Raw genomic sequence first — 26,454 nt, forward strand, 5'->3', positions numbered from 1 at the left:
GAATAAGGCCGCAGGCGGCCTTTTCAGCAAATTTATCTTAATATCCTAACGAGTAGAATGAGGGCCTGGGTATACGTTAATACGTCAACGTAATTATCACGTCATCAGCAAACTCTCCCGTCCCGGTCATGGTTTGAGCTGGAAGCTCGCCGTAGACGGTGACATTTTTCGTGCCTCCGGCATTATTGGATGTAGTTAACGTATCACCACTACTTTGATCGCCCCAGCGTTGTGTTGCACCTGCATCTTGCCAGATCCCATATCGCAGGCATTGACCTTCCATATTACACAGCTGTCGCTGATTTCCATTGGCATGATTCCCTTTGCCCATAGCAAGTGAATAGGACATACCGGCCGGACAGTTTATGCTTAGAGTAGCCGTTGAACGCGTTGGGTTTAACGTCGCGGCACTTGTGATGACGCCGAAGTTCATCGGTGTGACGTATTCTATATTGCAACTTGCTCCGATAACGGCCTCTGCGTGGCTCCCCCCCTGAATTTGTTCTCCTTCCGCCGAGCCATCTGCGCAACTTTTTAAAGACTCCTGACGGGAGGAACTGTTCCAGGAAATGCGCAGATTCATATTATAGTTGTAATAGTGTGTCGCCGGGAGGTGACTCTGTCCCGCGGGGAGTGTGGCAACGAGTGGAAAGCGGCCATTCACGTTAGTATTACTTTCGGCGAGCAGTGTTTGCTGGATAAGGCTACCACTGGTAGCGGTCCCCAGCTCCTGTGAACGGGCAATTCCATTAAAGATCCGAAAAAATAAAGGGTATTGTCTGCCCTCTGTATCCCCAAGAGACAGCATCTTAAAAGGAGGGGTGTCAACACTACTCAGGCAGACGTTTATATACTCTTTTGCTCCATAGTCGGCCTGGCAGCTGAATTTTACCTCTGTATTTGTAGAGGCCGCCTCACCGGCCGCCACCTCGCCAAAATTCATGGTTGCACCTGAAGTTATCCAGCATCCCGCCGCGGTTGCCTTTAAAGAAAGCAACAGCAGAAATAATAACGATATTCTCAATAACACACTTGTTCTCCAATATTCTGTATCGCGGAGGTTGTACGTGGCGCAGAAAGGGCGACCCGGCATGCTGTCTCACCAGTCTTCACGACCAGCTGACCAGGCTGTGGCGGGTCTTCAAGCCAGATGAATCCATCATGTCCAACGATAGTGGCACCATGAGGGGTCGAAACCACGCTACCCAGCGGCAACGGACGATGCCCGGCATCCACCAGTCTGGCCTGTACAGTCACCGCCTGATGTATATTAAAATGGGCTTTTACTACGCTGCCATTCCCCGGTCTGGCGTACATATCGGTAACAGGGGCAACGATGTCTGCAGGCAGATCCAGCGGATTGATGGTGACCTTACTGTTGTGATAACGCGGCAGATCCGTCAGCAGAAGATAACCTTTGTCATCGGTCTCACCTGCCGGGCGATTTTCCAGCTTCACCGGTACATGGCCGATGCCGTTCGTCGATATCAGTGCCAGGCCCGTTCCCTGCTGGCTGTAACGCAGTGCATGTACAGTATTATCGAGTAACGTCAGGCTGCCTTCGCCGGAGGCATACTGGTTTCGCTGGTTATCGCCATGTTCCAGCCCAACGTGCCACTCTCCAGAACGCCCCAGATAGCCTACATCGGCATACTTTTCGCTGCGTTCGCCTTTCCCAAACTGCCATGACCAGCCACCAGTCTGGCCATCCGGTTGGTGACGATAGTCAAGTCGGGGCGTCTTGCGGTTGGCTTGTACAGAAAACGAATCTCTGCGGCCTAACGGTACCGTAAGCATGAGCTGAACAGAGTTTGATGACTCCTCGAATGAACGTGTAAAGTTCAGGGTTGCTGAGAGATTGTGCGGCAATGAAGCGGACCAGGACGCATTCAAATAGCGATGTTTGCTGCCCTGAATAGTTTGTTGTACCCAGCCTGCCCCCAGCGTACCGAAACCGTTAAATGAATGACTTGCCCATAACGTATTGCTGCGCTTAACGGGTAAAGCCCCGCTCATTCTGGCATTGTCGGCAAAGGTATCATCGGTGCTAACAGTGCTGGCGGAAAGGCCGGTCCCGTTACCATTCCACTGCCAGCCGAGTCCCCATTTAGTCCCCTGGCCGTAGGGGCTGTCACTTACCGCTACGTGCTGGCTGATAATTCCTATCCCTGGCGAGATTAACCAGTCAGTTCCCGTGCCTACGTTGTGCAGATTACGTTGTTGTTCGGTATGCACAGCCAGTGTCAGTTGGTTGCTCATGCCATACCGCCATCCGGCATCAAGCATTGGCGAAGCGGAATAATCATCCGAACGCAGCGTATAATTTTTCCGCATCCAGCCGAGATCCAGCGAACCGCTGCTGAGTCCCTCAGCCAGCATCCCGGGCGCACCATACAAATCGAGTTGAACAGTACGACGTTGACCATTGATGTCGGTGATGACCACCTGGGCTTGCCCGCTTCCAGTAAAGGAGGGCAGGGTGTCCAGCAGATAATCTCCGGGTGTAACATGCTGGCTGGTCTGCTTGAGGCCATCGACGTAAAGATCAATTGTTGAGGGAAGAACTGCGCTGTCACTGTATCGGCTCCGCGGTTCGGTGTTAAGTTGCGGATTAATTTCAAAATTGCGTGCCCAGTGCAGCCCACCAAAACGTACCTGCCGGCTCCAGCTGGTGCCTGTAGTAATACTGTCCCCCAGCGCGAGCGTGGTTAATGACTTTGTGTCATCCCACTGCCAGTTCGTATCGAGACGGGTGTTAGCCCCACCTCCAGCGCGGTTTTCATCTCCTGCATGGCTTGCAAAACTGCTACTGATTACCCCCGGGAGCCCCCCAGAAGTACTTAGCGTAGTCAGGGCGTTAACACTACGTTGTCCCTGAGAGTCATTGGCATAAAGCGAGTAACCAAGTGTAAAAGCGCGTATTGGCTGCGCTTCAGGATAGGGATAAAGCAGCGTTGGCGTATCAAGAAGCAGATGTTGCCGGCTGTCGAGTGCCTTCGCATCGGCGGTGATGCTGACGTGCTGAGAAAGTACATCAAGACTTACTTTCAGACCGGGTTGTGCCGTCAGCTCAATCCATTCGCTTTGGCCATCCGGAGCGTGAAGTCCCAGTTTCTTTATATCGGCACGACTAACCCAGAGAGAATCCCCAACCACCCGACAGGCCCATAACTCCCCTCGCGGGGAGTGATTTACGGTAATTGCCAGCCATTGCTGGTCAACGGCTGAAGGCTCAGCGTGGGCTGGCAGAATCAGCGGTAGCCACAGCAGACGCACGAGTGGCGATCGGATGCAACGGAATATGGCTGGCATGATGGTCATCATTGAGGTATACGCGCAGAGCGCTGAGCTTATCTTGAGAGGTTTGCTTGATTGTAAGAAGGGTGGTTTGTCCCGGAAGCACATACCCAGCAAGTCCATGGATAGAGCCAACAACGCGATCCTCAGCTGTCAAAGCCTGAAGATTACTGAGGCGTAAGTGACGTGCTCCTGAGTTATAGCAACGAATCGTCGCTATATTCTTCGTCTGCTCACAACTGATATCATCCTGTTCTGCAGGTTTATGTTCGCGTCCGGTAATAAAGACGGGAATCGAGTAACGCAGCAGGAAATGCACAGCGTTAGGATTGGATGAGCCAGAAGCCCTGTTTGGCAACTCATCGATCACCAGACGATAGCTTTGCTCCTTCACACTCGACCCGGGTTGCAGGACGATGATCCTCACCAGTTGCCGCTCGCCCGGTGAAAGAGAAGTCATAGCAGGGCTGCTGATCAACTTATCAGTTGGCCTTAAGACATCTTTATTGTCTTCCTGCGACCATTCATAGACTCGTATCTGCGCATGAATCGATGTCGCCCCGGTGTTTGTGACGTATAACGCCGTTGCTTTCTGTTGACTCTGCAGCTCAAGCGTCACAGGGGCAACCTGAAGCGTAGCGGCGGATGTATAGCGGGATAGCGGGATTAATATCACTAACCAGAAAAAGAGCAGGGAAAGAAAACGAAACATGCTTAGTACACCAGGTTCAATGTGACATCATCAGCGTATGTGCCAGCCTGGGCAGTGGTGAGCGCGCCCGCATCAATGACCCCATACAAAGTCTCTGTTTGTCTGGAACCTGTCCCGGTATCGGTTAGCCCCTGGATACTGGTGATTTGCGCCTTTTTACCTTCGTCAGCGTAGAGTTTCCACGCAATAGTTTTTGCACCTGCCTCATTATTTTCGGGTTTTAGCCAGAAGGTTCCATTTTCGCTGGCGTCGCTGCTAGCGGCAAACAGTGTAAAAGGAGTACCGTTGGTGCAAATGATATCGACCTGCGTACTGGCTTTAATTTCCCCTGCCTCATCCGAGCTATGCCGAGAGAAATTCAGGTCATTTGCATTAAGCGTACAAGATTTTACGACTTCAAGAGAAACGTGCATTGACGCAGTTTCCGTGTTGTCTGCAGAGTTAGCGACTACAGGAAGCAGATAAATGGAACCGCATACAATAGCGGAAATAATTCTCATGATGTTTTTCCTTAGATTAACAACAGTACAATGACAACTAGATGTCGGTTGTTTAAGCCGACGACGAATGCGATACAATTCCATCTGATTTGACAGTTAAATATTCACTGCGCGCTGATATGAAAGCAGACAGTTTCAGAAATATACCGGGACACGCATATCAAGAAAAACGATCCCTAAATATTCCTGGTAAACCATAAGATACGGCTGATACTCTGCCTACCTAAAAGCAGGCATACAGTTAAATGGCATTCATGCGTTTCTCCAGAGATAACCCTGACCAAACTCAGCAACACTAGCACGCGCTAATGCCAAATCACTCTCCGTTTCAATACCTTCTATCAGAAGCTTATTAGTTAAATACGTGCAACACTGCGCAAGTTGAAGAAACTCATTCCGCTCTTTACGTCCATTCCAGAAGGTATATTTGTCAATTTTGATGCCATCAAAGTGGATTGCACATTCAAACAATTTCCACAGAATAGTTTCAGTTACATCATCAGCCCATACTTCGCTTCCCCTCTGGCGCAACGTAGCGATACATTTGCGTAATGAAAAAATACGAACAGGGTCTGATTCAATCATGTTTTCAAGATCGGTGATCTCAATAACCAGTTTATCAAGGTAAAGAGTTTCTTCACATAGCCGTTCCAGGAAATCCGTTTCCAGCAGTAAAGAGGATGTGGCATTAAGATGATATTTCTCACCCTCTGCAGAAAACGTGGCATGACTGAGTTGGGCAAAAAAATGTTTTTTTTGCTCTGGCACGGCCATTAATCCAAAGTGCTCTTCCAGATCAACGTGCGGTTCTGCCGTAGAGAGGAGCTCCCACGCAATCACGTCTTCACTACTGAGTATCCTGATGGATTCGTATTTATAGCCAGTTAACATGATGAAAGTACAATACTCCTGCCCGCCAAATCAGAAGCGAGAAACTCTACATTAAAGCCACTTTAATCGCATTTTATATAACAAATAACACAATATATAGGTTTATATATCGCATAAAAACCATTTTAAAGCTTTTTATAATTTAACAACGAGTGTTTTTTAGCAGACCAAGTCTCTGTTACGGGAGACCTGCCTCCCTGACTGGACTATTTGCGCACAAATTTTGCCCGGGACTGATAAACAATATCCCATTCTGCACAATTTCCCATGTTCATGGCGGTCCTCAATACGTTTGAAGCTTGCGGATAATATTGAATGAAAGTTTTCATAAATTGCCGGGATTACCACACCACAGGTATAGCCATAAAAACGGCTCATTAAGAAATTAATTCGTGGCAAGATTTACAGTGTAAAAACATGGAGCCTGAAGCTCCCTTATCCACTGAAATCTAATTAATAATAAAATTTCTACGTTCCGATGCTGTACTCACATCGAATGTATGAAGGAGGGGATTATAGACTTGAGACCTGCGACAGTTGATATCTAAATACATTAATTATCGTAAACATGGTCTTATTTAGTAATGTGGAAGATATGTTTATATCAGCATTAGCAGTTAAATAAGATCCATTGAAAATCACCTGGATTTTTTTAAATAAAGTTTAGGAAGATAACTATGTAGGATCTATCATAACCTGATCTTGTAAAGTTTAATAAGTACAACAAGAATGCTTTACTTCAGTTACTGGCAACCAGTAAAATTAAAGAGGGTTATTAAGGTGGAGGAAGGCATCTGATATTTAAAAAATTATTTGAATGAGCTATTTGTTTACAATTCCAGAGCTATGTTGATTGCCATGGTAAAAATGAACGCCTGTTAATCCGTCCTAATCCTGTTATTTATTCTTACAAAGATGTCAGATTTGCCATTATCAAACAGTGTAAGTCACAAATCTTCGCATGTTCCATACCGGATCATTGTTCTCAGAGAAACGGCAGGCCTGCGCCCTGGTTAGGATAGCGGTTGCTTTGGTATTAAGTATCGCAATTTGTGGCCTGCCTTATCTTTTCATATATAATTCACTATAAAGAAGCATCTTCACATAATAAGATTGCATATTATACAATTTTTTAACATTTGTGTTGCGGTTGACGCCTGATAACTTTATTAATATTAATCCCTTATAATCTATAGCGCCTTGATCTATTAATAATAGGTAATGATTAGGAAAACTTATGACAACAAAACCTGCCGCTGAAGTTAGTGTGGCACCAGGTCTTTTTCAAACGCTAAAAACCTTCCCGGCGACTGTCCATGCACTGCTCTTTTTTACATTTGTAATACGGTTTAGCTATTTTATGGCATGGCCATTTATCGCAGTCATCATGACGAAGAATTACCATATGTCGCCTGTCGCTATTGGTGTGGTGATGACCAGCAGCGCCCTGATCTCAGTGGTGCTCGGTATGTATGGCGGGCAGATTTCTGACAGGTTGGGAAGGCGGATTATACTTCTGCTGGGCTGTGGGTTTTCCGCCGTGGGTTATATTACTCTGGCGCAAGCCACCGGGATGGGGCTGTTTATTACTGGCCTGATGATCATCGGAGTTTGTTTTGCGTGGGTTGATCCCCCGGTCAGAGCCCTGATGAGTGATTTGCTGGTTGATAGCCGTCGTCGCGCGCTAGCCCTTCAAATGCGTTACTACCTGATCAACGTCGCGGCAGTGTTTGGTCCACTGATAGGGATAGTCTTTGGCTTGACTTCGCAGAAGGGAACATTCCTGTTAACCGGACTAACCTATCTGCCGTTTTTTGTCTACGTGCTGCTTTTTTATTCCTGCGGGTAAACTGTCTGGCGAGCAGAAAAACAGCGCTCCAGTGATTAAACTGCATCAGGTGATAGGGATTATTGCCAGGGACAGAATTTATATTGCAGCATTGCTGTGCAGCATGTTATGCAGTGTCGTTTATATCCATTATGAAGCCGTTTTGCCTCAATACCTGATGTTGCTTGACGGCAATGCGGCGGTTAAGTTGATCACCGTAATTCTGGTTACGAATGCCTGTACGGTACTTTTATTTCAAAGTTTTATTATGCGCTTTCTGACGCAAGTCAGCCTACCCAAACGTATTCTTTTGGGGGGAATAATTTTCGCTATCTCTCAGCTCTGCTTTTTTTTCACACACTCAACGGAAATGTGGGCATGGCTAATGGGAACTGCTGTGTTCAGCGTGGGGGAGGCAATTCTGATGCCAAACCTCAATATTATGCTCGATCAATTGGCACCCGTTGAACATCGCGGAGCCTATCTTGGTGCCTCCACGTTGTCCACACTGGGCGTTGCTGTCGGGCCGTTAATTGGTGGCGTGATGCTGGCCATGACCGGGGCAGGAGTTTTTATATGTACCGCCTTACTTAGTGTACTGCTTTGTACAATTATCTATGTCTGCAGGATCAGCATGCTTGCACGTCTTCAGGATCCATAATACTGATAGATTCTATTAGGGCAGGGCATTGCATTCAGCCTCAAAATGACCACTTCTCGTTCATATGGGACAACCATAACGGCTGATGCGTGTAGACGCATTTGATTGATTGGATGGTGCCTTTAACGTGGCGCGGGAACGGTTATAGCATGGCTGTTAACTGGACTGCTCGTGGCACGGGACGAAGGGGATAATGGCTGCAAAACAAGGGTACGTGTCCGTTTTGCTGTTGTAAGCCCGCAGAGTACTTTCGTTATTCATCCAACCCAACACAATGACTTTTTGAGCCATGTTATACCGGATAAATAAACGATAACGTCCCGCACCAATCTGCCAACACATCCGGTAAAGGCCCGACGCTGGCGTTGCTGATGGACACGTGGCGGCCATAACTCGCGTGGAGATCCTTAAACCAGCCTGCGTACTGTCACTTTGGCCAGATACAGCTCATGAATCTCGGCGAGCTTCTTGCAGGCTAAAGTCGGACCAAATCAGTGTAGCTTTTGCGAATCATACACAGTGCACGTTCAGCGAGGCCCGGCATCCAATATCGGTTGTTAAGATGGCCACAGCGACGATTGACAAGTGAAAGCGACCCATGTTCCTGTAAATTTAGCCACCTCACAAACAGTGCGCATAACAAAGATTATGTTAAATTCATTATTTTATATATTTAAAATCAACTAGTTAAATAGATGGGTTGTCTCTCATATGCATAAACCGACTGACCCGCTCTAGTTTAGCGCTTCAGGTGTGGTCAGCGGCGATGGGTTCCGTACCGGCAGATATTGTTTGCCTTTGCGACGAAAATACAGCTTCAGCATGCAGTTAAGGGTCCGTTTGGGAAACGGAAAATATTGTACGTTAAGGTTGTTTTTTGTACTGACTAACATCAGCAGATCTTAAAGGACGATACTTTCCTTCTGCCAGCTTCTTTTTCCGTTTCTGTTTCCCAAACGGAGCCCAGTTAGAACGACTAACTGGGCCAGCAAATGCGATCGAGAAATGAATCACATGCTGGAGAAAATTTTGGGTGGGTCCAATATTTGGCTGATGTATGATTAATCAGACCACTTAATACATAACACTGAAAATAAGCTCAAACGATATAAATCTAGTTTAACACCCCTAATTTTTAAAAAACACATAACGTTCTTGCGAAATTATAATTGACATTATCTTTCACATAGCAACATTTTACCACTCTATATTTTTTATTAACATTCGCTCCAATCTCATTACATGAATTACATGATTTTACGAAGATTAAATTTTTCTAATAGATAAACAATACCTATTTAATACCTTTACCGGTATAGTCTTGCCGTCTGGTCTGAATCCACCAGACATCATGCGTAACAATGGTCTTCGACATTTAGTAACTTCCCTGTTAGCTAGCCTCTGGCGGGGGTTTTTATAATGAAAACTCGTCGTAGTGTCTCCACCACCTCCGGTGGACTTTAATTCTCATCAATGTTGTCATCCAAAACGTGCTGATGAGAACCTGCCGCTTGCGGGCGTATGGCGGCAGGGCTTTTTTTAAATCGCCAGCAATTTAATTTCACCAGATTTTTTGCGGGAAGCATCTTCCTTTTCAGGGCAGAGCGAAGCGCCAGAACGGCGTTCGATCCTTTTTTGGTTAACACTAACCGCCGCAAAAAAACATTCTCGCGGCAGGGCTTCGCCGCCTGGCAGTAGCAACCTCCGTCCTATAGGACGGAGAGGATGTCAAAGGACTTTCCTTAATGAAATACGTAATCACTCTCGCTTTAGCCTTTTTTTATTCAGTAACATCGTATGCCTTATCCCTCGAAAATTCAGATGTAAGGTTGCTTTGCCCAATGCGTGGCCAGATCGAAGTCATACTTCACCTTTACGAACACTCGCAGGAATCATGGGGTGTGAATCAGTTTGAAACAGGAGGAGGACACTTTCGCAAGGGACCACTTCTTATGTTCCCATTCGCTAATCTTGATCAGATGGTTTTTAACCAGACCACCGGGCAATTTTCTTTCTGGTACGCAGACAGGGAAAAACTGGTAAGTTGCCGCCTGATAAGTCTCACAAAAACTTTCCCTGTCGATATATCTTATCTCCGCGATTGATACTACCCTCCCTAAAGGAAGGGATTCTTAGACGGTTATATGGTGTGAAGGTAGTGTAATCTTTCCACTAGGTTATTGTGGATCCATATTGGATAGAGCCTCTCGACTTCCTTCACTACACCTTTACTACTATGAAAGTCACCAAGCAAACGTCGGCAATATGCCTGCGGTACACTATATGTACTTTATAACAATGTTCGTTACCCCTTCTAGCATTGATGTAATATCCCCCCCTACTCTCTTATAGACAATAAGATATTCTGTTAAGATGGCATGATAAATAATTGACATGGATCAACCTTAACAACAAAGCCAATTTTTAAGATGAAAAATTACATTCATTAAATAGTTTCTTGCACTGTAATTACTAACAACTCATCCAATAACATAAGCGGCATGAATTTATATACACCACAATACTAACTAATATTTAGTTCTGCGATTTACATGCTCTTACATACCTAAACGATTTTTTTCAAAAAGCTTTTATACTATTAATTCCCATTGCGGGTACTATATTTACGTATCTAGGAGATGTGACATGACAGACTTTAATAAAGATGATCTCTCCGGCTTTACTGGCAAACATCTTGTCTATACTTATGACAACGGCTGGAATTATGAGCTTTACATTAAAAATGAAAATACTATTGATTACCGTATTCACAGCGGTATGGTTGGCGGCCGCTGGGTCAAGGACCAGCACGTCTACATCGTTCGTGTCGGTAAGGAGAGCTATAAGGTATCCTGGACTGAGCCAACCGGTACAGATGTGAGTCTGATTGCCAATCTGGGAGACAAGCTTTTCCATGGAACCATTTTCTTCCCTCGCTGGGTTATAAACAATCCAGAAAAAACGGTTTGTTTTCAGAACGATCACCTCGATAAAATGGAAGAGTATCGCAGCGCTGGTCCTGCCTACCCGACTGAAGTCATTGACGAGTTTGCAACCATCACATTCGTAAATGACAGCGGCGTGAATAATGAATCTGTTATTAATTGCCCGCCTGATCAGTTGCCCGATGATTTTCCAAATAACCTAAAAAAATAGTCCTTTAGTATTACTAATGTAACTAATTAAAAAAGGCTGTGTCATTGCAGCCTTAATCTCACCGTTTTTATCCGTGGATTTTGTCTCATTAAAGGAAAAGGGGAGTAACGCCAGCATTCCCCTACTCTAGTTATTCAGGCCTTTATCTCCCCCAGGAAGTGGATTTATCTTCCTCACCCGAACAGATTCAACCTTTCACGCGCCGCCCGTAATCTTTCTTCCCCACGACGGTCATACTGTTGTGTGGTGGTAACACTCGCGTGCCCCATCGCATCCCTAACAGTAATTAAATCTTCGCCATTATCCAGCATCGCGGTCGCAAAAGTTCGTCTCAAATCATGCGGGGCACATTGCGCAATGCTGGCCTGCTTCTGGCGCACCTGCAGGATATGGTACACCGCCTGGTCGGTCAGTCTGTCATTGGTCAGGGTATCAAAACGTCGTATCCGATTGAAAAGTGGCCCATTTTGTTCACCACGCACCTCTTCGATCCAGACCTGCAGACGATGCCAGGCCCCGGCAGGCATATAGGCCAGTCGTTCCTTATTTCCCTTTCCCAGTACTCTCAGCGCCCTTTCAGAAGTGACAATGTCACTTATATCTAAGCTTACTGCCTCTGAACGACGCAGCCCACATCCCAGTATGACCGCCAGTAAAGCCGCATCACGGGGGCCAATATAACTCTTGTCAGTTTCACAGACAGAAAAAAGACGCCTGATTTCACCAGCCTTGAGTGCTCGTCCGCGAGGTAGCCGTGTTCCCCTTAGATTGCGGACAGCAATAATATGCTGATAGCTTTCAACATCGATCATCTTCAGCATCCAGGCTTCCTTAGCGACGCCCTTCAGTGCTGAGAGATAGGTATTGATGGTGGCTGTCGCACGCCCGGTATCTCTCAGAAGCTCTGTGACCGCCATTACGTGATGTCGGCGGAGGCTTCCCCAGCCACAGGTATCGATACTCTCCGCCCCCAGTAATCTGGCAACAATACCGAGGAATGAGCTCATCGTCTGCCGGCTGCGCGGGGAGTTGAGCGAGAGCAGATATGCCCTGACTGGATTCAGGGAGACATTTTGTCCTGTCACTGCGGGAAGGTATTCCTGATCAGGATAATTTATCACCGCCAGGCGGCTCAGTTCCGGATCATCCTTCGGAAAATTCATTACGGTATCTCGTCCAGCCGGCAAATGTCCGGAGTGCGCTATGAAAAAAACGGGGGAAGTGATCCTGCCAGAAGAGCTGTGTGAAAGTCTACTTTTTCAAAGGTACATTTTAATAAGTAGAAGAGACTGAAACCATTCTTCGGACATTGCAGCACGAACAGCTGTTGATGGTCAGATTCGGGTAGGTGCCTGTACTCTGTAACGCTGCTAAGCTTCTTTTCCTCTCCTGAGATCCGAAAAATGGTTGTTCCGGATCAGCCGGAAACGCACCGGCGTGCTGCGGCGCGGAAACACAACATGTGACACGCCGTCAGCGCCGTTTTCATCTACATATTGTGTTACCCCCCTGCCCCGCAATCCGGCCTGCTGGGGTAAAAAAGGCCGCTTTGCTTATTCCATGATCGTGGTACGCTTCCCGAAACTGCGAAATAACGCAAAAATCTGATCAACGCGAGACATGCTTCCGGTACTTTAACAGCGTGTCTATATGGCAGCTAATTATTAGCCAGAAAATAATGATAGCTTGGGAAAATATTCCAGCGTGGCCGTCCAGTGCTTCAGTAAATAATGACTATGGAACGGGACTACTGAGAAATGAATAACTGGACGGGATGAGATGCCATTTTATGTAGTGATGGATCAGCGCGAAAAAAGAACTTTTAATAAGTAGACTTTTATCAGCCCGGGCAAGTTAAATCATTATTAACCTCCATTTTCAATCAACTCGTTAGCTGTTTTCCGGCCGGACCGGGCCAGGCGATGAACTAAGCTGGGTCTGCCGCAGTCGTCATTCCGCTGTATAAGGATGTCCCGACTGCACTGTCCCCCGGCTTTACCTGAATTCTCCTCGGAGCTGGCAGGACATGGTATCGTTCCTGTACATCGCCGCCGGTATACTCGCCACGGCCTCGCGGGGATAGGGGGTGAGCATCTTGACCTGCTGTTCAAACACATCTGCCGTAACCGTAATGAATTGTCTAGTACACCAAATAGTCATTTTCATCTTTGAGGCATGTCTGAACGAGCTACCAGATGAACTATCTTTACTATCAGGAACAGATAGTTCATATCGTTTATATATATAATGTGGCTAATCAGATATATTAATAGAACCCTAGAAGCATACGTAAGCACATTATAAAAACATCTCGCCATATAAATTATATTTTTAATTGCGCATTATACTTCGCTTACTAAACCGTTGTTGCCTCTCTCGCCAAACTCAGATAGAATGATAGTGAATTAAACACTTAAGACTTATACAAAATGACTATTAAATATTATTTAAGATATTGCCTATGGGGATTCATTGGGTGTGGTTACTTGATTTATACAATTTTAAACGATTTAAACGAAGGAAGAATATACCCGGCGTATATACCTTACATGCCGTATGTAGCAGCATATCTTCTAATAAGCGCACTTGCATTCCCGTTTGACTTTTATGTTTTTGAGAAGATCACATTGAAAGTAATGAAAAAAGAAACATGGAATGACTATTTCGGATCGAATAGTCCATCATGGAGTGCGTTTCCTATTATATACCTCTTATGTGTCATTTTCTCACTACCCTTGCTTATGTGTTATCCCTTCATTAATAAGAAACGCTAAGGCAATATTTGCCTTAGCATTTTTTTGTCACATTCCGAGCGAGGAATTAATCGCTTTTAGCACATTTTCATTACTAAATATAACACCTGCAAGAGTAAGTGTAATACCAAACCCAATAATCCCCATAGGCATTCCAGCTGCGGCGAACGCAATAGCAGCCAATTGCCCCGCAGTATTAGTTAATGCGATAGACTCAAGTTTAGTGATCGCATCTTTCCATTCACCTGTTTCAATACCTTTTTTAACAGCAGCACCTAGATCAGCAAGATCCATTGCTTTATTGAAAGTCCCTAATACTTTTGAATAAGCAGCGAGTTGCTTGGCAATGTCAGCTTGGTTTAGAGATTTAAAAGCATTTGAAATAGCAGCTTTATCCGCCGCATTCAACTTATTAACAGCCGTTCCTTTATATTTATCAAATAAAGCAAGTGCTTCGGGCACACTTCGAATCTTTGCACTTCTTGCTTGTGCAGCAAATTCCTGAGCAAGACGAGCAGCTCGATCCCCAAACTTTTTCGATACGGATTCAAAAAATGCGGTGGTCGTCGTAATTGCGTCTTTCATATCAGTTGCAGAAGCAACATCTTTGTCAGCATTCTGTTTGTTTGTGACAGCTATTGGTAATGCTTTTTGAGCATCTGCCAGAGCCTGCTGAGCGGCCGTGATCTCACTTTTTCCGTTTGCTAAAGCTTTTTTTGAGCTGTTTAGGGCATTTTGAGCCTTTTGAGCTTCATAGCCGGCCTGCTGCCAGGCACGAAACTGATTAGAAATGGGATCAGCTTTTGCAAACTCGGCCATGGATGAAGCTTTAGCTTGAGCAGTATCGAATACTTTTTGGGTAGTATTCACTTCGGCTTGTAATTTTGGGATTGCGTTTTCAGCAATTGCCAAACGTGACTTGGCCTGAGGAACATTTGCGTTTGCCTTGGCGAGATTATCTGCCGCTAACTTTGCTTTAAGTTGAGCCGCAGTCACAGCATTATTAGCCAAGGTTATACGACTGGGCGTAGTGGCAGATACTCCTGTTACCCCAGAGTGTTCCCCGGGTTCAGGTTTCATAAAAGATCGGTCAAGTATCGAATTCAGAACTCGAACCTGACTAGTTGGTGTTTCATTTACGACTTGTGAATTTTCGGCAGTTAGTTTTATTCCATTCATAGTGCTGTTACCAGTCCCATCATTACTCAACTCTCCCCACGATGTATGTTTGGTACCAGAACCTCCACTGTTCCCTGTAGGGCTGGTATAGCCTCCCATTTCGTCAGCAAAAGCATGAACTGGACCTACGCCAGCAATATCTCCCGACCATCCACCCTCGCCATCGCTTCGAAAGTTTGAAACTTCGGAAGGCTTCACTCCCGTCAGTTTTGCAAACTGTCCAAGTGCCTGCGATGTATTCCCAGAACCACCTCCAATGCTACCAGAATCATCTCCACCACTATGAACACCATTGTTCCAGCTACCACCAAAACCTGTAAATCCTGGCATATTATTTCCTCTTGTTATGTATATTTCAATGTTTTAAGAAAGAGCGTAATGTGCGATTTAGTGCCGTAAGTGAAATTAATTTTGGTAATTTTTAATACTTAAAAACATCGACATCTCGCCCCACACAACTGTACATGCATACAGTACTACACATGTTAGTCCTCATGAACTTACGTCGTCAACAGGTTTTTTTTTCTTATTTTTCGCTATTTACAGGCATGGATCGTCACTCTTATCCTTAACCTTTGGATACGCACTACAAATGACTCTATTTGTTGAATTGTTCTCGAAAACATACCTTGAGATGATATATTAGATTATGATATCTATATTACCAAAAGCCTCCAGAAGGATGTCCAAGCGATCTAAGTAACTTTTTCACAATATGGAAATATCCAAAAATCCTAATAATGTTCTAATCAATAAGAAGATCACAACCATTAAAAAAACATCCGCACTCCTTAAAAAGGATAGAGATATTTGAACCACGCTGTGTTTTTATGTGGAAATCAGGTGTGTATATACGAACCATGAACTCCAGGCAACGCATTTATACTACCCAGTTTACTTTTCTTTAATCATTGTATTACTATGATTTCTTTACAAACCTAAGGATATGTCATAATGCTTTCATTTCGAGTTTTATCATCAGTACTTTTAATACCGTTGTTTTTGATGGGTTGTGCTTCGAACAAAGCTACAGATAGCCAAAAGGCTCGCGCACAAGATGACTTTCCAACATTCTCTACCTCAGCGGCACCCACAGACCTTATAATTAGGCAATCACTGCCCTACTACCCAGCTAAAGCATATGGTTCAACTAAGTCTGGCATAGTGACTGCGCGTTACCGCATCACAGATGCAGGTTATGCTGAGAACGTTCAAATTGTTGAGTCGACACCACCGGGAGTATTTGATCGGGAAGTTCGCAGTGCCATCAGTAAATGGCGCTTTAAACCGGGTTATCCAAAAAACAACGTTGAAAGCAGAATTAGTTTTAGCCCTAAAGAAGGTCCAAAATTTTCCGGTCCCCCGGTGATAATAAAAACAGATAATACTTACACAAAGTAAAGACCAGGAAGGATTCAAAAGTGTTGAGCTTCAGCTCTTTATGATACGGGGCTCAATAACTTCTGATGCCTACTCGCTACTTCTTCAGTTTAGCGGCTAAGTTGGCCAACTACTGAGTAATCATGGAGTTGGCAGAGTCAAAGATTTTAGATAGTTCTGTCCAGTTCAATCGAGGTAAAAGCTTAATTTATAGAACTTCACTGGAATTTTTTGATGGCCGAGGCTGTACGGATGGGTACATGCGCCTGCGCGGCACTCACAGCCTATGGAAAGGCAGCAATAGTTTCAGGTGGGGTGCCTTTTGTTAGCATATTTATAATCGGTCAGCCCCAGAACTTCCGCCAGATTGTTGTTGTTCTCAAGGGGCGCGGTATAATCGTCCTGTGCTGGCGTTGCCAGTCCAGCCTCTGATGCCGCCTACCGGATGTTCTCAGAAATGCGTCTACCCTCATTATGACTGGTCTCGCAGATAGCATTGTGGTAAGTAACATTCAACAACGGTTCTTTCTGTTCCCAGACGAATTCAACTGCTGAGCCGCCTGAAGTGAGGCTTCATTGCGACCACCAAAGATTAGCCACTCCTTGACGATATACCAGACGACCGGCTGCGCTTAAATGACCTTTCCCAGCTTTGGCGCGAAACTGTCGCATAATATAAGGAATTCTATCACCGCGACGTTCAGCTTAACCTGCAAGAAGGCCTGGGTATCCGGCTCATCCAGAAGGGAAACCTGGTTCTCGATCACGCTGAGTGTAATCATCTGTTGCTTACGTGGTGGTTGCTACTCTGCTGACCATTACCTGAATATTATGATTGACCACCAGGTAGCCTTTAGCAACCTCGCCGATTCGTCACTCTATTCAGCCCTAAACATCAGCTGAAGTGTTGAAGCGTGTATCGACGTGAAAATCTTAGTGTATGTTGTAACTATTTTTTAAATCCAGTATGGCATCGTTTATGCCTTTTTGAGGTCCAGTTGCTGTATTGCCTCCCCGAAATCGTTAAGCATAAGCATTCTCTATGGCTCCTAAGAGTACGCATTCACTAGTGAAAATCAGCTTTGTTTATAGGACCGGTCCAATGATATACTAAAAACCATACCAGGAGAGAAAACTTTAGTCCTATTATTTACTTTAAAAAGTTTGCCCGATGCCCGGTGAATAAGGAAAAATCCAGTAAGCCAGTACGCCTAAAAGAATAAGCAATATAATGACACACATTATAATATTCTTTAAAAATCGTACCCATAAGTGATGTCCCGGCATCTGTCCCCTTCCTTATGATTTATTACTTTTTTTATTAAATATAGTCTTTTCGTGAGTATTCTTTCATTAGATGAACATTTGATTCATTGCGTAAGTCGGCGAAAAACTTCTCATCTGATAGAATGCCACATATCATTTATGAAAATATTTATAAGCAATTTTAAAATGAAGCCGTATAAAACTGGATCGTCGACGTTGTTATCCGTAAAGAGACATTTATCCCGTTAGACGTATCAGGTTACCACTGATATCCCAGGCTGACATCATACATATTGAGAACCTTCCCCCTCACTTTTTTATCTTCATACTTTACCGACTGCGTCCCGATACTAAAAAGAATATTTTCCGTCAGATTAATGATGACTCCCGTGCCGTAACCGAAACCTGTTCGCCTGTAAGATGTGTTCGTGACGACATCATCTTTCGTGTTTCGGTATTGAATCGCCACCCGCCCGACGCCTGCCGTGGCATACAGACTCATTGCAGGCGTGACGTGCCAGAACGGACCGACGCCAAAATACTTTATGTCACTGTTCTTTAAGTTTTTTGATGTATGTCCCCTGATGCCATCCCCCTTAGGGTTGCTGTCTGAATACAGATATGACAAGGAGGTCATAAAACCTACAGAGGAACCATCTTCCCGGTACCCGTATTTCACCGTAAACCCATCGGCACTTTGCACATGGCGTTCATGGGTAAACGCATAACCAAGCGTTGTAAATAGCGTTCCAGCTGTTGCTGTTCCAGTACAGACAGCAAAAAAAAACAATGAGAGAAGAACAGTTTTAATTTTGATGATGGTTCTCACAGTTCTTTTTAATGCTGTTATGCTTTCCCCGTTAAAACGGTGATACCGCCCGTTGTATTTCCACCGTGGGATATTTTTTCCTCTACCGCAATACTTGCAGACTGATTGGGCTCAATAACCCCCGTCCAACCGGTACAGTTTACGCTCCCCGGTTGAGCTTCTGCCCTTACCACTTCGATATTATTGCTTTTCACTACCTGCCTCGCATACGCTTTTGTGCCCTGCCCGATAGCAAGTAAGACAGGAATAACGATAAAACGACGATAAGATGCTTCCGGAAGTGAATAAATGCTATTGCTCTTAATGTAATAGATCTCAGTGACGTCCATAACATGCCCTCAGGTTATAAAATAATGCTCTACTCCTGCGCTTTTGACAGAATTATTGTACCCAACAACACCGCGCAGAAAATAAATATTTCGTCAACAGCACAAGAGTTATTACGCCACCACTGGAAACATTCTCTTAATTTTATTATTTTGTGAGGTTACGCAAAATTTATCTTCGCAAGTTTCAACCGCCCTAAAATTTTCCGGTCTATTCGCCAGAGACCTAGTGTTATACACATGTTGTGGTAACGATATCCCCCGAATCTGTGGATATCTTCACACCGGTTCTGATGAACCGGATTACCGGTCTGGTTCATCTCTTTCCTTCGTTATGCCCGGGTAAGTCTGTTGCCCCTCCTCTTCCTTCGCCCGGGCCTGCCTTCCGGGATGTCGCTCAGACAAAGTCTTCCTCCCCTTCTCAAACTCGGGCTCCGGATACTGAAGATGATGTAACGGGCTTACCTCTCGGGTCGTAAACGCGACGACAGACCGGCTGTAATCACGAGCTTCCTTCTGCTGGCGTAATACTTCTGCGAGTACCGCCTCGTCCATATTCAGTCTGTCGTTCATTCTGAGGCGGGACGTCTCAGCGAACGATGGAACCGCCATCTCCGGACTTTCCCGGGCGTAAATATCCGTAACAGTTCCTCCTGTCACACTCCGGACAATCAAATCCTGCAGCGTAGCCTTCGGCGCTCTGACGATAACACCCTCTTCCGGGTATGACTTCGCGAGGATCAGACCGTGACTGACTGAATCCGCCTCCCGCGTTTTCCCGCTGAAGCTCCGCTGTATCAGCGTAAACCCTGCGTCGTCTCCCCCCAGGCAGTGCCATTCACCAGATAGTCGTCCTAACCGTCCGTTCTCATCACATTCTCCCGGACAGAGCATGATTGCCTCCAGTTTTCCGGCTGGGCCAAACACCGGCAAAGCGATATGAGGTGAGGGGTATTTTGTTCCAGCCGGGATGATTCTGGCCACCCGGCATACGCCAGGCAGATCCTGTATGAGACGATCGCAGGCCATTTTATTCAGCGGTTTTGCCCCCTTCCACAGACGCCGGGCCAGCGCCGTCATTCGCTCGTTTTCGCTCAGGAGAACATCATGTGCGGTTGGACGGTCTGACGATCCGGCAACCCGTTCCAGCCATCTGCCGAGGTTGTCGGTATAAATCTGAACGTGCTCTTTAGCCCGGGAGAGCGCGACATAGGTCTCACGAAGCGTGGCGAGAGACGCGCGCGCGCCCTCTGCGCCTGCCAGAACAATGACATATCTGGCGCTCGCGCCCTGTGCCTTGTGTGTCGTGCCGGCGTAGCCATAATCAAGATGCCGGTCCGCCATCTCCTGACCCGGTTTCAGTATCCGGGTGATCTCAGCGCGGGTCAGGTGAATTTCGCCGGTTTCGGCGACTGCAGACACCCGCCAGTTTTCGCCAGCGGTACGTCCCCGCTCACGATCGGAGCGAGAAAAGGTCACACACTCGCCAACAGAAATGGCTATCTGGCGAGACGTAAAAATAGCCACGTCGCGCAGGCTGCTTTCAAATGCAGAGAACAACTCCACCTGTCCTGTGTCATCCACCAGCTCCACGATCCCGCCTGTCTGGCTGTCTTTTCTGACGCGAATTTCGTAGTAACGATCGTTAATCAGCGCCGTCTTGCCGGCATGTTCAGCCATTCCCTGTACGGATTTGAGCCGATCGCTGTGCGTTTTCTCTCTGTCCAGAACCGTAATAACCGTTTCCGTCCCCAGCTTTCCGCGGGCCTGCAATCGCTGATGGATGGCAACATTTACTGCATTTTTATCAGCATTTGTCTGGGTGACAATCAGGGTGGATGCTCTGCCTTCTGCCGTTCGTTCCGTAAAATCCGCCACTACCGCAGCCAGGACACGATCGCCTTCCTCTTTTTTCTGATCTGCCGTCTGTGGCAGTGCTATCACAGCCCCGGCTGGTTTCCACTGGTCAGGCTCACGCGGAACGGTATCTGGATCCTGTTGACGAATAATATCCAGTGCTGCGGGTACACAACGGTTCGTCAGTGCATAAATCGCAGGCCGCAGAGAGGGTACCTGACGAACAATATCCTTCATGATCGCCGTATCCAGGGGGCTCCGCTCCTGTAATAACGTAAAAGGCGCGCCATTCGCAACCGAGAGCAGCTGGTCGCGATCGCCACACAATACGGCTCGACCTCCCCCGTTCGCTATATGCTGCAGGCATTCGGCAAAATCCCGGTTCCCGACCATCGAACACTCATCCATCAGAAAAAGAGTCTGCCGAAAATCCGGAGACGCCCCTGACTGAATCTCGCGTTCCGTCTCCATCAGAAAGCTGGCCAGAGTCTGTGCTTTTATCCCGCACAGCACCATTTCTCCCACGGCACGGTGCGTGGGGGCCAGCCCGACAACCACTGGCCGCCCCGGTGCCGGTAGGGTCTCAAGCGCTGTAAGGACCGCCCTCATCTGCGTTGTCTTTCCCACCCCGGCATAGCCCTGAACGGCCACGAAACGATCGGCACTTTCAAGGATCAGCCGGGACGCGTGGCGCTGGCCGTCCGTGAGTCCTGCCGGAAGGATCACCGTGCCCGGCGCTATCAGAGGCGGTTGCGTGCCCAGCCCCTCTGCCACAAGCCGGATAATGCGCTTCTCGGCCTCGTACGTTTCGGCCGCCACATAGCGTTGCAGCGCTGCTCCCTGCGATCCAGGAACGGGGATCAGCTCGCCGGTACGGATCTGCCGGCGCAGTTCTCTGTCCACGGCCTCTTTGCCAAGAGAGGGGTGAAGCGGTAGTGCATTTGCGAGTACGTCCATGCGGTTAAAAAATACATTGCTGCCCTGTGTCAGGCTGACGGCCTGTCTGACTGCTTTTTCCGTGACGCTCATTAACGCGTCCCGCCGGGTATCCAGGGCGGCCATGAGCTCGTCTCCATTCTGTTTTACCTGAGAAAGCACGGTGCTGGGGCCTGAAAAGCGTGACAGCCGCCGCCGGGCATCATCCGGTGCAAGTGGCGTAAAGATGCGAATGCGGTGTCCGCTCCGGGCCAGCGTGCCAAGCATTCTGCCGGTCATTTCGCGACTGGCGACGGCGGCAAGGACAACCCCCTTTTCCTGCACGCAGCCTCCCAATGGAGTGACATAGCCATAACCCGCTTTTAACGGTTCATGCAGGGAAATGACACGGTCTTTTCCGTGATGTCTCACCGTCAGGCTCGTGTCGCTTATCGTTTTTACCGTGACACTGTCACGTGAACCTGTTTTTCCCTGCCGGGCGAACCAGATGAGTTTTTCTCCCTCTGCGACCTCAATCGTGTGCGGTTGATACAACCCCCAGTCGGCATTAATCTGGCTCAATTTCACGCCTGTTTTATGGCCTGCGTCATCCTGTAACCTGAGACACCGTGTTTCGGGACTGACTCTGTCGATGGTGTAGCGCACCATCGAGCGTTTTTCGGGTTCCCGGTATTCCAGCACCATCCCTTCCCGGTAAGTATCCAGTTGACGGCGATTTTTACGGTCCAGCCATACAGGAAGCAGTGTATCGATCCTGACCGTCCTGTTACCGAGGCATCCTCGCTCAGATAACGTCTTGCGGATCCTGGCGGTCAGGGCGGCCTGCTCGCGGGATCCACTGACCTGCGCGGCGACTGTTTCACCTTTCCTGAAATACCCCGCATACTCCTCCGCCAGTAAGGCATAGCGCTGAATCTTATCCGCCTCGCTCTTCACAGCATAAGTGACCGGCGCCGATGTCCCGTGCAGCCTGACCACACCAGCCTCTTCCAGGATCTGAAGCGCATTACCGGTTCCCTGCCTGCCGCTGTTGTCGATCAGCAGGAGCTGTGACTGCGTACGCAGTACGGTATCCATCACGGTTACTGTGTCCCGGACGGAAAAGGTTTCAGCGCCGGCGACAACCCAGGTGGCCTTCTCCGGCAGTGGGGCCTGAGAAAGCCTGTTGAGGGTGAGCACCGATCCTGGCTTGAGCGATTCATTTTCCAGGAACCGCGCAACGGCCTTATCACTGGCCAGAACACGGAATGCACGCCCCTGCGATCTGGCAAGGTCAGCGGCAGCCAGAACCGTTTTACTCAGGTTTTGCATCCCGCCGGCCAGACCGATAATGGCGATGGGTAGCCCCCCGTCTGTCAGTGGTGTCGGCAATATGTCCGAAGCACATCGCGTTCGTGCCGTTCCGGGCACGGTTTCATTTCGTAACTGGCCCGCCAGGTCCTGCAAACTGAGTTCATCCAGAAGATGGAGCGAAGACGTAAACAGGCCTTTTTCACGATCGAGGGGGATAAGCAGTTGTGTACTGATTGCCTCTTCAATGGCCTGTCGGGCCAGCAGGGCTATATGCGATCGGGCATCAAGATTATTCAGGCTTCGGTTCAGCACGTCGGAGTACGTGAAGCGGGTGCGTTTCTCACTGAGCAACGATATGGCATCTCTCACTGCCTGCCTGGCGAACATCAGCAGGCAGAGTCTGCGTCTCAGCGATGGTCTCTCGCTCCCGCCTGCTTCGTTCAGCCGCCGCCTTCAGCAGCGTCGGGTATGTAAAGCCATTCTGTTCCAGCCGTTGCTCCCAGTCCGCCAGCAGCATTGACCGGTCCGGCAATCCCTGTTTTTGCAGTCGGGTTGCCAGCGCTGCGATATCGCGTGCCTTCAGGGGGGCATCTTCACCCACCGCAGCCCGTATACGTTCGGTGCGCCTTGAAAATAATCCCACTGGCACGCCTTCAATTTCCCACAGTCCATTTTTACCTGTAATGACCGTTTCGAAACCCATCGCTTCAATGCGCTGACGGAGTTCATGGCGATAAATTTTTCCAAGGGCCACCTGGAGTGCGAAGAGGGTTTCAATGAAACCACTTTTCCCGGCCATATCGGTGGACAGTGTTCTCCACCGCCCCAGATATTCCGTGATGTTGAGGAGAATGAGATGGGTGTGGAGATGGGGATCAAGCTCTCGTGACGTATCATGATGAAACGCAGCGGCCAGAATTTTTCCGGTCAAGACGGTCTGCTTCACCCCGTCACGCATAATTCGTGTCGTGGCGAGGTGTTCAATTTCGTTCATCGCTACGCTGACCGCCTGCTGGTGCGCCTCGAGAAAGCGCCGATCCCCCATAACCAGCCCGAGAACGGAAACACTTTTTGGTGCAGACAGCGTCAGATCGTAGCCGGGCCGATGGATATTTTTTCCGCCAGACATTCTTGCAAGACTGATCCCTCCCGGGAAATAGCCCGCGAGCGCGCGGTCAAAATCGTGGGACTCTACGCTCCCCTGCAGACCCATCGTCCGGGCAAGCGTCCCCATCCAGCAGGAGGCCTTTTCGCCCAGAAAATAATAATTGTCCCCGGCGAGGTAATAATCCGCACCGCCGCTGGCGACCGGGGCGATCGTCAGCATTACCAGTCATCTCCGGGCGGGGTGTTATCCGAGCGGGCATGCGTAAGAAGTTGTTGCTCGCTTGCACGAAGCGCATGCGCCGCCGGCAAGCCCGTGCGTTCCAGCTCCGGTCTCATCCCCCTTTCCCCGGTCATCTCCTCGACAATCAGGCCCTCCGGCATCCTCCGCTTTCCTAAGGCATCCTCTGCTGATGCCGGATGGTCCGCGCCGCAGGCACGGCCCGCGGGGACAGCTTCTCCCGGGCTTCCCTCCAGCGACGCAAGCAGCCGCATCACACGTTCATCTTCCTGGTCCCGGGAGCGGATTTCCGCTTCAATTTCCTGATCGAGGCTGTCATTGAGCTCACGCGGAAGAAATTCAGGGGCGATGGTATCGAGATCTTCATAGCGTATATTCATTCGTACCACCGGGTATTGCCCGGGCAGTGTGACAAAGCAACTTAAATCTGGCAGGGACTGGATATCCGAATAGTTAACGAGATACCGATCTTCTTCCTGCTTACTGAATGACACCCCGTCACGTACCGTATCAGCACCATAGCTGTACTGCTCACTGAAGATGCGGGCACGCCGCTGCCCCAGCTGACGCATGACGTAGCTGGCCACTCCTTCGTCCGGTGAACGGAAAAAGAAGCGCGTATTGAGCAGGTCCATCATTGCGTCGGCAAAGTCCTTTCCATACGTGAAATCGAGCTGCGGTTTGTTCTGGAACCCCAGGACAAAGCAGCCACCAAATTTACGAGCCTCAGACAGGACCAACGGCAACTCAGGAAGTTTATGCAGGGAGGTGAGCTCATCAAAAATAAACCACACCCGACGGTTCGAATTTTCCCCCATTTCCAGCAAACAGTTTGCGGCCTGAGCCAGCCACATGGAGATCAGGGGTTTGAGCGACGTGTGTTGTCGGGCGTTAGATGTGATCCACAGCCAGCCACGAGGCTGTCCGGGCTCATTTACCTGTGTCATCCATTCCCGGATAGCAAAACGCGGCCTGCCGGTGTGTTCGATTCCCTGCATATACCGCAGTGCCTTCACATAATTCGTCAGAACACCGCGTATGGAGATCGCCGTTTTCTCCACCTTTTCCTCCATCAGATTAGAGGCTTCTGTCCCCGCAACGTATTCGCGCAATGCCTCCAGATTGATGGCCAGCAGGGTGCGCAGCAAACGGTTGTAGGTTCGCTGAGGGTCGTTTTTCAGACGAGCAGAGACTGCAGTAAAAATCGTACGGGCAGCCCCGGTCCAGAAGGGATCTTCCCGCGTACTCTGCGGGATCAACGTATTGGCGATGGAATCGTAATCCGGTGTGGACTGGCACTCCAGCCAGAGATCCCAGTACTCGCAGCGCCTGTCGAGCGGATTCAGTAATCTGTCTGTCGTCGGGTTGTAGTGACGTTTTACGAGTGAACATCCTTTGTCATACACCACCACCATATCCCCACGCGCCCGCAACTGACGGAGCAATTTATTCAGCGCATTCGATTTTCCGGACCCGGGCGTACCGTGCAGGAGCAGATTTTTAAGTTCACTGTCGCGAACCAGGCTCAGCTGGTCGATATGCAGCGTCGACGCGTTTCCCGACTGATGCAGCATGCGCGTCACCGATTTCACATTTTCCGTTAACGTCCGCCCACCGGTCTGAACATCCTGTGCCTGGTTCTCCCCAAGCCGTTTAAGCCAGTAGTAGATGGCATACCCTGCCACCAGCACCACGATACTGCCCAGTAAGACGGCAATCCCCAGCTCCTGCATAACCAGCTGACCGGCATAGGTCATATAGGGATCTTTCAGGATCGCTCCGGACGTGAAGTGCAGTATCTGGCCCTCGTACCTGACGGCATAAACAGGTGGTACCGTAAACAGGGCGTGTTCCCCCCTCGCGGTGACGGATAGCCACCAGTACAACGCGCCGTTGCAGATCTCCTGCCAGGGAACCCGCAACCAGAAAAAAAATGGCACGAGCAGAATAAAAAGATTACACAGCCAGAAAGCGATACGCCGGTTAACCTGCATAAACATATTCAGCATATAGCTGAAGACCTGGCCCCCCTGCGTTATATTTTTGGTTACACTCATGTCTCCTCCCGATATATCCATTCTTGGCAGTGTTCCTGCAGGCAATATTTCCCGGCATATTCGCTGCCTGGCCGGGTAAATATAAAACCGTGGCGGAACCGAAACAGGCATGCACGATGCCTGGAGAAAACCGCGGTATTTTGAAAACGAGAGACTGTTCTGTCTCACATGCGTGGATCCGGCTGACA

The 26,454-nt window shown here is 48.2% G+C and carries 19 protein-coding genes; 5 read left to right on the forward strand and 14 right to left on the reverse strand.

Annotated elements, in window-relative coordinates:
• Positions 1–76 precede the first annotated feature (76 nt).
• The 5 genes from QE396_RS23000 to QE396_RS23020 form a co-directional block, all read right to left on the reverse strand.
• On the reverse strand, positions 77–1,030 hold the full coding sequence (locus tag QE396_RS23000; RefSeq protein ID WP_134179821.1) for a spore coat protein U domain-containing protein: 954 nt from the start codon (positions 1,028–1,030) through the stop codon (positions 77–79).
• Positions 1,021–3,312 (reverse strand): fimbria/pilus outer membrane usher protein, encoded by a 2,292-nt coding sequence (locus QE396_RS23005; RefSeq protein WP_199802873.1) that lies wholly within the window; start codon positions 3,310–3,312, stop codon positions 1,021–1,023. The genes QE396_RS23000 and QE396_RS23005 overlap by 10 nt, the downstream gene beginning before the upstream one ends.
• A complete protein-coding gene (locus QE396_RS23010) occupies positions 3,233–4,009 on the reverse strand; it encodes a molecular chaperone (protein WP_134179819.1) in 777 nt (258 codons plus the stop codon). Before QE396_RS23010 ends, QE396_RS23005 begins: the two co-directional genes overlap by 80 nt.
• Before the next feature lie 2 nt (positions 4,010–4,011).
• Positions 4,012–4,509: a spore coat protein U domain-containing protein gene (locus QE396_RS23015; RefSeq protein ID WP_104440529.1), complete on the reverse strand. Its 498-nt coding sequence runs from the start codon at positions 4,507–4,509 to the stop codon at positions 4,012–4,014.
• A 252-nt stretch (positions 4,510–4,761) separates the two neighbouring features.
• Entirely contained in the window at positions 4,762–5,400 is a 639-nt protein-coding gene (locus tag QE396_RS23020) for an EAL domain-containing protein (RefSeq protein WP_185791727.1), read from the reverse strand.
• 1,237 nt (positions 5,401–6,637) lie between these two features.
• On the opposite strand from QE396_RS23020, the gene QE396_RS23025 reads away from it, so the two are divergent.
• Both QE396_RS23025 and QE396_RS23030 read left to right on the forward strand, forming a co-directional pair.
• Positions 6,638–7,249, forward strand: coding sequence for an MFS transporter (locus tag QE396_RS23025; protein WP_309952827.1), 612 nt, complete (start codon positions 6,638–6,640; stop codon positions 7,247–7,249).
• 31 nt (positions 7,250–7,280) lie between these two features.
• Entirely contained in the window at positions 7,281–7,889 is a 609-nt protein-coding gene (locus QE396_RS23030) for an MFS transporter (protein WP_309952829.1), read from the forward strand.
• 156 nt (positions 7,890–8,045) lie between these two features.
• On the opposite strand, the gene QE396_RS23550 is transcribed toward QE396_RS23030, so the two are convergent.
• Positions 8,046–8,279: a type II toxin-antitoxin system YhaV family toxin gene (locus tag QE396_RS23550; protein ID WP_134179815.1), complete on the reverse strand. Its 234-nt coding sequence runs from the start codon at positions 8,277–8,279 to the stop codon at positions 8,046–8,048.
• A 1,355-nt stretch (positions 8,280–9,634) separates the two neighbouring features.
• Between QE396_RS23550 and QE396_RS23035 the strand changes: the two genes are divergently transcribed.
• On the forward strand, positions 9,635–9,994 hold the full coding sequence (locus QE396_RS23035) for a hypothetical protein (protein WP_134179999.1): 360 nt from the start codon (positions 9,635–9,637) through the stop codon (positions 9,992–9,994).
• Between the two features lie 541 nt (positions 9,995–10,535).
• A complete protein-coding gene (locus tag QE396_RS23040; RefSeq protein WP_134179997.1) occupies positions 10,536–11,045 on the forward strand; it encodes a phenolic acid decarboxylase in 510 nt (169 codons plus the stop codon).
• Positions 11,046–11,218: 173 nt separating this feature from the next.
• Here the strand turns inward: QE396_RS23040 and QE396_RS23045 are convergent, their stop codons facing one another.
• The gene (locus QE396_RS23045) at positions 11,219–12,208 is read right to left on the reverse strand and encodes a tyrosine-type recombinase/integrase (RefSeq protein WP_134179995.1); all 990 of its coding nucleotides are present in this window, start codon (positions 12,206–12,208) and stop codon (positions 11,219–11,221) included.
• Between the two features lie 1,638 nt (positions 12,209–13,846).
• Positions 13,847–15,307 carry a colicin-like pore-forming protein gene (locus QE396_RS23050; protein WP_185791729.1) on the reverse strand — a complete coding sequence of 487 codons (1,461 nt, stop codon included), beginning with the start codon at positions 15,305–15,307 and terminating at the stop codon, positions 13,847–13,849.
• A 624-nt stretch (positions 15,308–15,931) separates the two neighbouring features.
• On the opposite strand from QE396_RS23050, the gene QE396_RS23055 reads away from it, so the two are divergent.
• Positions 15,932–16,378 (forward strand): TonB family protein, encoded by a 447-nt coding sequence (locus QE396_RS23055; RefSeq protein ID WP_086463181.1) that lies wholly within the window; start codon positions 15,932–15,934, stop codon positions 16,376–16,378.
• A 611-nt stretch (positions 16,379–16,989) separates the two neighbouring features.
• On the opposite strand, the gene QE396_RS23060 is transcribed toward QE396_RS23055, so the two are convergent.
• From QE396_RS23060 to traD, 6 genes are all read right to left on the reverse strand, one after another.
• The gene (locus QE396_RS23060) at positions 16,990–17,139 is read right to left on the reverse strand and encodes a hypothetical protein (RefSeq protein ID WP_199802874.1); all 150 of its coding nucleotides are present in this window, start codon (positions 17,137–17,139) and stop codon (positions 16,990–16,992) included.
• Between the two features lie 743 nt (positions 17,140–17,882).
• Positions 17,883–18,452, reverse strand: coding sequence for an Ail/Lom family outer membrane beta-barrel protein (locus QE396_RS23065; protein WP_185791730.1), 570 nt, complete (start codon positions 18,450–18,452; stop codon positions 17,883–17,885).
• 17 nt (positions 18,453–18,469) lie between these two features.
• On the reverse strand, positions 18,470–18,781 hold the full coding sequence (locus QE396_RS23070) for a hypothetical protein (RefSeq protein WP_185791731.1): 312 nt from the start codon (positions 18,779–18,781) through the stop codon (positions 18,470–18,472).
• 300 nt (positions 18,782–19,081) lie between these two features.
• Positions 19,082–23,233, reverse strand: a complete 4,152-nt coding sequence (locus QE396_RS23075) for an AAA family ATPase (protein ID WP_309952842.1) — start codon at positions 23,231–23,233, stop codon at positions 19,082–19,084.
• Positions 23,205–24,191, reverse strand: a complete 987-nt coding sequence (gene mobF, locus QE396_RS23080) for a MobF family relaxase (RefSeq protein ID WP_309952846.1) — start codon at positions 24,189–24,191, stop codon at positions 23,205–23,207. Before mobF ends, QE396_RS23075 begins: the two co-directional genes overlap by 29 nt.
• On the reverse strand, positions 24,191–26,266 hold the full coding sequence (traD, locus tag QE396_RS23085) for a type IV conjugative transfer system coupling protein TraD (protein WP_234047624.1): 2,076 nt from the start codon (positions 26,264–26,266) through the stop codon (positions 24,191–24,193). Before traD ends, mobF begins: the two co-directional genes overlap by 1 nt.
• Positions 26,267–26,454: the final 188 nt, after the last annotated feature.

It is taken from the genome of Enterobacter sp. SORGH_AS_0287, assembly GCF_031453695.1.
Taxonomy (GTDB): Bacteria; Pseudomonadota; Gammaproteobacteria; order Enterobacterales; family Enterobacteriaceae; genus Enterobacter; species Enterobacter ludwigii.

Excerpts from the sequence above, each read along its gene's own strand:
- QE396_RS23550 (WP_134179815.1), bottom strand. The coding sequence starts at position 8,279 with ATGGCCGCCACGTGTCCATCAGCAACGCCAGCGTCGGGCCTTTACCGG.
- QE396_RS23035 (WP_134179999.1), top strand. The coding sequence starts at position 9,635 with ATGAAATACGTAATCACTCTCGCTTTAGCCTTTTTTTATTCAGTAACA.
- traD (WP_234047624.1), bottom strand. The coding sequence starts at position 26,266 with ATGAGTGTAACCAAAAATATAACGCAGGGGGGCCAGGTCTTCAGCTAT.
- QE396_RS23070 (WP_185791731.1), bottom strand. The coding sequence starts at position 18,781 with ATGGACGTCACTGAGATCTATTACATTAAGAGCAATAGCATTTATTCA.
- QE396_RS23055 (WP_086463181.1), top strand. The coding sequence starts at position 15,932 with ATGCTTTCATTTCGAGTTTTATCATCAGTACTTTTAATACCGTTGTTT.
- QE396_RS23045 (WP_134179995.1), bottom strand. The coding sequence starts at position 12,208 with ATGAATTTTCCGAAGGATGATCCGGAACTGAGCCGCCTGGCGGTGATA.
- QE396_RS23010 (WP_134179819.1), bottom strand. The coding sequence starts at position 4,009 with ATGTTTCGTTTTCTTTCCCTGCTCTTTTTCTGGTTAGTGATATTAATC.
- QE396_RS23060 (WP_199802874.1), bottom strand. The coding sequence starts at position 17,139 with ATGATTACACTCAGCGTGATCGAGAACCAGGTTTCCCTTCTGGATGAG.
- QE396_RS23025 (WP_309952827.1), top strand. The coding sequence starts at position 6,638 with ATGACAACAAAACCTGCCGCTGAAGTTAGTGTGGCACCAGGTCTTTTT.
- QE396_RS23020 (WP_185791727.1), bottom strand. The coding sequence starts at position 5,400 with ATGTTAACTGGCTATAAATACGAATCCATCAGGATACTCAGTAGTGAA.
- QE396_RS23040 (WP_134179997.1), top strand. The coding sequence starts at position 10,536 with ATGACAGACTTTAATAAAGATGATCTCTCCGGCTTTACTGGCAAACAT.
- QE396_RS23050 (WP_185791729.1), bottom strand. The coding sequence starts at position 15,307 with ATGCCAGGATTTACAGGTTTTGGTGGTAGCTGGAACAATGGTGTTCAT.
- mobF (WP_309952846.1), bottom strand. The coding sequence starts at position 24,191 with ATGCTGACGATCGCCCCGGTCGCCAGCGGCGGTGCGGATTATTACCTC.
- QE396_RS23015 (WP_104440529.1), bottom strand. The coding sequence starts at position 4,509 with ATGAGAATTATTTCCGCTATTGTATGCGGTTCCATTTATCTGCTTCCT.
- QE396_RS23005 (WP_199802873.1), bottom strand. The coding sequence starts at position 3,312 with ATGCCAGCCATATTCCGTTGCATCCGATCGCCACTCGTGCGTCTGCTG.